This window comes from Streptomyces sp. NPDC059853, assembly GCF_042731495.1.
In the GTDB taxonomy this organism is placed as follows: domain Bacteria; phylum Actinomycetota; class Actinomycetes; order Streptomycetales; family Streptomycetaceae; genus Streptomyces.
The window spans coordinates 1-7,015 of sequence record NZ_JBHWJL010000276.1 but is presented as its reverse complement, the minus strand read 5'-3'; the positions used below and the strand labels follow the sequence as shown (position 1 = coordinate 7,015).

At 72.9% G+C, this 7,015-nt stretch carries 4 protein-coding genes and 1 pseudogene; 3 read left to right on the top strand and 2 right to left on the bottom strand.

The genetic code is table 11. The annotated features are described in order from the left end of the window. On the top strand, positions 1-1,052 hold a 1,052-nt coding region (gene xylA, locus ACFV5N_RS22565; protein ID WP_385602776.1), incomplete at its 5' end, for a xylose isomerase. Positions 1,053-1,223: 171 nt separating this feature from the next. Here the strand turns inward: xylA and ACFV5N_RS22560 are convergent. After that, positions 1,224-1,406: pseudogene (locus tag ACFV5N_RS22560) on the bottom strand (LacI family DNA-binding transcriptional regulator); the annotation flags it as partial. Positions 1,407-1,668: 262 nt separating this feature from the next. Continuing rightward, on the bottom strand, positions 1,669-3,642 hold the full coding sequence (locus tag ACFV5N_RS22555; RefSeq protein WP_385602773.1) for a glycoside hydrolase family 127 protein: 1,974 nt from the start codon (positions 3,640-3,642) through the stop codon (positions 1,669-1,671). Positions 3,643-3,776: 134 nt separating this feature from the next. Between ACFV5N_RS22555 and ACFV5N_RS22550 the strand changes: the two genes are divergently transcribed. Further along, a complete protein-coding gene (locus ACFV5N_RS22550; RefSeq protein ID WP_385602770.1) occupies positions 3,777-5,540 on the top strand; it encodes a family 43 glycosylhydrolase in 1,764 nt (587 codons plus the stop codon). Further along, entirely contained in the window at positions 5,537-6,979 is a 1,443-nt protein-coding gene (locus ACFV5N_RS22545) for an RICIN domain-containing protein (RefSeq protein ID WP_385602767.1), read from the top strand. Before ACFV5N_RS22550 ends, ACFV5N_RS22545 begins: the two co-directional genes overlap by 4 nt. Positions 6,980-7,015: the final 36 nt, after the last annotated feature.

Genomic DNA, 7,015 nt, shown 5'->3' with positions numbered 1-7,015 from the left:
ACCGGCTCTCCGAACTGGGGGCGTACGGCGTCACCTTCCACGACAACGACCTCATCCCGTTCGACGCCACCGAGGCCGAGCGCGACGCCATCGTCAAGCGCTTCAAGGGCGCCCTGGAGACCACCGGGATGAAGGTCCCGATGGCCACCACCAACCTCTTCACCCACCCGGTCTTCAAGGACGGTGCCTTCACCGCCAACGACCGCGACGTGCGCCGCTACGCGCTGCGCAAGACCATCCGCAACATCGACCTCGCCGTCGAACTGGGCGCCGAGACCTATGTCGCCTGGGGCGGCCGGGAAGGCGCCGAGTCCGGCGGGGCCAAGGACGTGCGCGACGCGCTGGACCGGATGAAGGAGGCCTTCGACCTTCTCGCCGAGTACGTCGTCTCCCAGGGCTACGACCTGCGCTTCGCCATCGAGCCCAAGCCCAACGAGCCGCGCGGCGACATCCTGCTGCCCACCGTCGGCCACGCGCTGGCGTTCATCGAGCGCCTGGAGCGGCCCGAACTGTTCGGCGTCAACCCCGAGGTCGGCCACGAGCAGATGGCCGGGCTCAACTTCCCGCACGGCATCGCGCAGGCGCTGTGGTCGGGCAAGCTCTTCCACATCGACCTCAACGGCCAGAACGGCATCAAGTACGACCAGGACCTGCGGTTCGGCGCCGGTGACACCCGCGCCGCGTTCTGGCTGGTCGACCTGCTGGAGCGGGCCGGCTGGGACGGGCCGCGGCACTTCGACTTCAAGCCGCCGCGCACCGAGGACATCTCCGGCGTGTGGGCCTCGGCCGCCGGCTGCATGCGCAACTACCTGATCCTCAAGGACCGGGCCGCCGCCTTCCGCGCCGACCCCGAGGTCGCCGAGGCGCTGCGCGCCGCCCGCCTGGACGAGCTGGCCCAGCCCACGCTGAACCCCGGCGAGACCCCGGCGTCGCTGCTCGCGGACGTCTCCGCCTTCGAGGAGTTCGACGTGAACGCCGCCGCCGAGCGCGGCATGGCCTTCGAGGCGCTGGACCAGCTGGCCATGGACCACCTGCTGGGCGTGCGGGGCTGACCCGCGCGCCGGGCCCGGCCGCCCGCCCGTGCCGGGCGGCGGTCAGGCCCGGCCCCCCGGCGGCGCCGTGGAGTCGCGCACCACCAGCCGGGTGGACAGCTCCGTACGCACCCCCTCCGGCCGCTCGCCCGCCACCCTCCGCAGCAGCAGCCGCAGCGCCGTACCCGCCATCTCGGCGAGCGGCCGGCGCACCCAGCCGAGCCGGTCCAGCACCTCGGTGACCCGGCGGCGGGTCTCGGGGGCGACGTCCTCCCGGCCGTTGGCGACTTTCGAGGCGGTGGGCACCGGGACCCCCGCCTCCCGGGCGATCACGGCGAGTGTCGGCCCTCCGGCCGCCGCTGCGGGACGGACCACGCGAACTCCTGCCCCTGGCACCTGGCCCGGCGAAACGTCCGGGTGCTTCCGGATCGGCCGGTCGCCACGGTGACCTGGCAGGATGCGCTTCCCACGGTCAAGGACCGCCCCGTTCCGGGGAAGAGCCCCGCCGCGAAGCGCGTGCCCGGGAAGGGACGTCCGGGAGCACGACCGGAAGCACGGACCGGAAGCCCGGCCGGCGCCCGCGCCTTTCGCACAGCGCTGGGCGGACACCGGAAAGTCGTCTCCGTACGGGCCCGGTTCACCGCCCCCGCGCGGTCCGTCCGCCGGCCCGGTCGCCGCCGCCCACCCGGGGCAGCCACACCCGCATCGCACCGTGCGCCCGATTCGCCCAGACGTGGTACGGCACCGCCGTCAACTCCACCGGATCGCCCGCCGGATCGCCCACCCGGCCGTCCGCCTCCTCCGCGCCCGCCCGCGTCCCGTAGGGCCACTCCGCCTCACCACCGGCCGTCTCCCGGACCCGGCCGCGCGCCGACAGAACCGTCACGCCACCCAGCAGGCCGGGCCGGTGCTCGGCGACCGGCACCTGCTCCGGATCCAGCTCCAGCGCGTCCAGACGCACGCCCGGCGGCAGATCGGTCTGCTCCAGGCAGTACACCAGCGGCCCCCGCTCCAGGGCCACGGCGCCGCGTACCGCGTCCACCCGGGGGTCCGCCACGGTGACCCGGACCTCCAGCGGCAGCCGCAGCTCCACCCGCTCCCCGGCCGACCAGGTCCGGCGCAGCCGCAGCCAGCCGTCCGCCGGCCGCTCCACCGTGGCCCCGTCCAGGCCGACGCTCCCGGCCCACGGCGGAACGCGCAGCGTCAGCGTCCACGGACCGGCCGGTGCCTCGTCCACCGTGATCGCGATCCGCCCGTCCCACGGGTAGTCACCGGCCACCGACACCGTCCCGCCGCCCGCCGCGTACCGGCCGGCCGCGTACTGGTGCAGTTGCAGTCCGGTGCCGTCCCCGCTGGCCACGTAGTGCGGCAGCGAGGCCAGCAGCCGCATGACGTTGGGCGGGCAGCACGCGCACCGGAACCACGGGGTGCGGCGGGCGCTCTGGTCGCCGGGCCGGGCCTCGTACCCCTCGCGGACCTGGAGCGGATTGACGTACAGCCACTGCTCCCCGTCCAGTCCGACCCCGGACAGGAACCCGTTGTACAGGGTGCGCTCGATCAGGTCCGAGTAGCGGGACGCGCCGGTGAGCAGCGCCATCCGCCAGCCGAACTGCACCGAGGCGATCGCCGCGCAGGTCTCCGCGTACGCCCGGTCCGGCGGCAGCTCGTACGCGTCGCCGAACGCCTCGCCCTCGTACCGGGCGCCCACCCCGCCGGTGAGATAGGTCTTGCCGCGCACCATGGCCGACCACAGCCGCTCCAGGGCCTCGCGCAGCTCCGCGTCCCCGGTCTCGGTGGCCAGATCGGCCGCCCCCGCCAGCAGGTACAGCTGCCGCACCGCGTGCCCCGTCACCGTGCGCGCCGCCCGCACCGGCACCTCGTCCTGCCAGTAGGCGCTGCCGGTCACCGGTGCTCCGCCGCGCTCGAAGCCGGGCTCCAGCGAGCCGTGCCCGCGCAGCTCCACGAAGTACGCCGCCAGGTCGAGCCAGCGCCGCTCGCCGGTCTCCCGGTACAGCTCCACCAGTGCCGTCTCGATCTCCGGGTGCCCGCACACCGCGTCCACCGGGCGGCCGGGGCCGAACGTCTCCGCGATGTGCGCGGCGCACCGCAGCGCCACCTCCAGCAGCGCGGTGCGCCCGGTGGCCCGGTGGTGGGCGATCGCGGCCTGGATCAGATGGCCGGCGCAGTACAGCTCGTGGCCCCAGCGCAGATCCTGCCAGCGGCGGCCGGGGTGCTTCACCTGGTAGTGGGTCTGGAGATAGCCGTCGGGCTCCTGCGCGGCGGCCAGCAGGCCGATCATCCGGTCCGTGGCGGCGGCGAGTTCCTCGTCGGGTGTGTCGGCGAGCTGCCAGGAGGCGGCCTCCAGCCATTTGTGCACATCCGAGTCCTGGAACGGGAAGTCGCCGGTGAATTCGGTGTCCGCCGCGCCGGCCGCGGCCCGGAGATTACCGAGGTTCCCGGCCGATTCCAGCTGGTGCGGCCCCTGCGGAATGCTGACAGCGGCATTGGTGTGCCGCCGCGCGGCCCAGAAGCCGCCGGTGATACGGGCCTCGGTGGCGGGCCGCAGCCGGGCGTGCGCTGTGGAGGTCGGCCGTATCGGGCCGTGCGTCATGGCGAACGTCCTTTCCGCAAGCGGTTGCTGCGGCGCAGATTAACAGCCGTCCGTCCGGTTTCTTACGCTTTCGCAAGTTCTCGGCTTCCCGGGAGGTCTCCCGCCCGAGGGGCGATCCCCTTACCGTTACGGACATGTCGCAGCCCGCCGCGTCGTACATCAATCCGCTGATCCGGCAGCGCGCCGACCCGCACATCACCCGGCACACCGACGGCCGGTACTGGTTCACCGCCACCGTCCCCGCGTACGACCGCATCGTGCTGCGGCGCGCCGACACCCTCCAGGGGCTGGCCGGCGCGCCGGAGCACACGATCTGGCGGCGGCACGGGAGCGGGGAGATGAGTGCTCACATCTGGGCGCCGGAACTGCACTTCATCGACGGTGCCTGGTACGTCTACTTCGCCGCCGGGCGGACCGAGGACCCGTGGGCGATCCGCATGTACGTCCTGCGCAACGTCTCACCCGACCCGCTGACCGGCATGTGGAGCGAGCTGGGCCGGCTGCGCACCCCCTGGGACAGCTTCTCGCTGGACGCCACCACCTTCGCGCACCGGGGCACCCGCTATCTGGCCTGGGCCCAGCACCATCCGCAGCGGGAGAACAACACCTCCCTCTTCCTGGCCGCCATGGACACCCCGTGGTCCATCACCGGCACGCCGGTGGAGATCAGCCATCCCGAACTCGACTGGGAGACCGTCGGCTTCAAGGTGAACGAGGGGCCCGCCGTCCTGGTGCGCGCGGGCCGGGTGTTCCTCACCTACTCGGCGAGCGCCACCGACGCGCACTACTGCATGGGTCTGCTGACCGCCGACGCCGGTGCCGATCTGCTGGATCCGGCCTCCTGGACGAAGAGTCCCCGGCCGGTCTTCCGCAGCAGTGAGCGGAACGGCCAGTGGGGCCCCGGCCACAACAGCTTCACGGTCGCGGAGGACGGCGCGACCGACATCCTCGTCTACCACGCCCGGAACTACCGCGACATCGTCGGCGATCCGCTGGAGGACCCGAACCGGCACACCCGGATCCAGCCGCTGGGCCGGCACCCGGACGGCACCCCCGACTTCGGGGAGCCGGTCCCGGACGGCCCGGTCGCGCCGGCCGGGTCCACCGGCTACCGGTACACGATGGCGGCCTTCACCCAGGGCGGCGCGGAAGGCCTGCTGGTGGCCGAGTCGGCCGACGCGCTGCACTACACGCCGCTGCCCGGCGCCGGTTACACCCCGCCCGCCGGACTGCTGCGCGACCCGAGCCTGCTCCGGCACACCGATAGTCACTACTACCTCGTGTACACCACCGGCTGGGAGGGCGACACCATCGGCTTCGCGCGCAGCCGGGACCGGCTGCGCTGGCGGCATCTGCGTGACCACCGGCTGCGGGTGCCGGGCCTGGTCCGCACCTGGGCACCGGAGTTCTTCCGGGACGAGGACGGCAGCATCCATGTGATCGTCTCCCTGGACACCACGGGGGACCACCGGTTCACCCCCCACGTGCTCACCGCGACCGGCGGGAGCCTGACCTCCTGGACGGAGCCGCAGCCGATGGCAGGTCTTGACGGGTCCAACTACATCGACACCTGTGTGATCCGTGTGGACGGCACGTACCACGCGATCACCAAGCAGGAGACCACCAAATATCTGGAGCACGCCACCGCACCGGCCCTCACCGGCCCCTACACGGTCGAGGGCACCGGCGACTGGGCCGGGTGGGGCAGCTGGGTCGAGGGCCCGTCGCTGGTGCCGCTGGACGGCGGCGGGTGGCGGCTGTACTACGACGCCTACCGGGACGGCGCGTACCGCTACAGCGACAGCCGGGACGGGCTGCGCACCTGGAGCGCCCCGCGCGAACTGCCCGGCCTCTCCGGCACGGTGCGGCACTTCTCGGTGCTCCGGGAGGAGATATGAGCGGGGCGCGCGCCGCGTGGCGGATGGTGCCGGCCGTCGTGGCCGGACTGCTGCTGTCGCTGCTGACCGTCTCCCCGGCGCACGCCGCGCCGGTGACGGTGCTGAACGGCTCCCAGTTCACCGATCCCACCGGGCAGCCGGTGCACGCGCACGGCGGCGGGGTGATCGAAGTGGACGGCTACTACTACTGGTTCGGGGAGAACCGGCAGGAGAACAGCAACGGCTTCCGCTATGTCTCCGCCTACCGGTCGACCGATCTGAAGAACTGGGAGTTCCGCAACCATGTGCTGACGCAGGCGTCCGCGCCGGAGTTGCGGGCCGCCAACATCGAGCGGCCGAAGGTCATCCACAACCGGGCCACCGGCCAGTTCGTGATGTGGATGCACAAGGAGAACGACCAGGACTACGCCGAGGCGCGCGCCGCGGTCGCGGTGTCCGACACCGTGGACGGCGACTACACCTGGCGCGGCAGCTTCCGTCCGCTGGACCACATGTCCCGCGACATCACCGCCTTCGTCGACGACGACGGCACCGGGTACATGGTCTCCGCCGCCCGGGAGAACTACGACCTGCACATCTACCGGCTCACCGCCGACTACACCGCTGCCGCGGAACTGGTGGCCAACCCCTGGCCCGGCGGCCACCGCGAGGCGCCCGCGCTCTTCAAGCGGAACGGCGTCTACTTCATGCTCACCTCGGGCGCCACCGGCTGGAGCCCCAACCAGCAGCAGTACGCGACCGCCACCTCGCTCGCCGGGCCCTGGAGCGCGATGGCGGACATCGGGGACAGCACCGCCTTCGGCTCGCAGACGGCGTACGTGCTCACCGTCGAGGGCAGTGCGGCCACGTCCTACCTCTACCTGGGGGACCGCTGGGGCAACTCCTTCGGCGGCCGGGTCAACGACTCGCGCTACGTGTGGCTGCCGCTGACGTTCCCGACCTCCCGGACCATGACCATGAGCTGGTCCCCGCAGCTGGTCATCGACACCGCGGCCGGCACGGTACGGGGCGAGGGCGGCCCGTACCGGACGCTGACCGCCCGGCACTCGGGCAGGTGCGCGGATGTTCCCGGCCGGTCCCAGACGATCGGCGCGCAGGCCATCCAGTACGGCTGCACCGGTGGGCTCAACCAGCGGTTCTGGTTCCGGGACGCGGGCGGCGGCTACGTGGAGCTGATCACGCGGCACAGCTCGCTGTGCCTGGCGGCCTCCGGAGGTTCGGCCGCCGGCGGCGCGGCGGTGGTGCAGACGCCGTGCACGGGGGCGAGTGCTCAGCAGTGGTGGCTCGCGGACGCGGGCGGTGGGTACTCCCAGCTGATCGCGCGGCACTCCGGCATGTGCCTGGACGTGTCGGACGAGTCCACCGCCGACAACGCCCGGCTGATCCAGTACGCCTGCGGTTCCGGCGGGCACCAGCAGTGGCGGGTCACCACCGTGTGAGCCGTGGCAGGCCGGGGCCGCGGCCCTCCCCCGGTG

What these genes read in the sequence shown, in the direction of transcription:
- ACFV5N_RS22555 (WP_385602773.1), bottom strand. Translation starts at nt 3,642, where the DNA reads ATGACGCACGGCCCGATACGGCCGACCTCCACAGCGCACGCCCGGCTG.
- ACFV5N_RS22550 (WP_385602770.1), top strand. Translation starts at nt 3,777, where the DNA reads ATGTCGCAGCCCGCCGCGTCGTACATCAATCCGCTGATCCGGCAGCGC.
- ACFV5N_RS22545 (WP_385602767.1), top strand. Translation starts at nt 5,537, where the DNA reads ATGAGCGGGGCGCGCGCCGCGTGGCGGATGGTGCCGGCCGTCGTGGCC.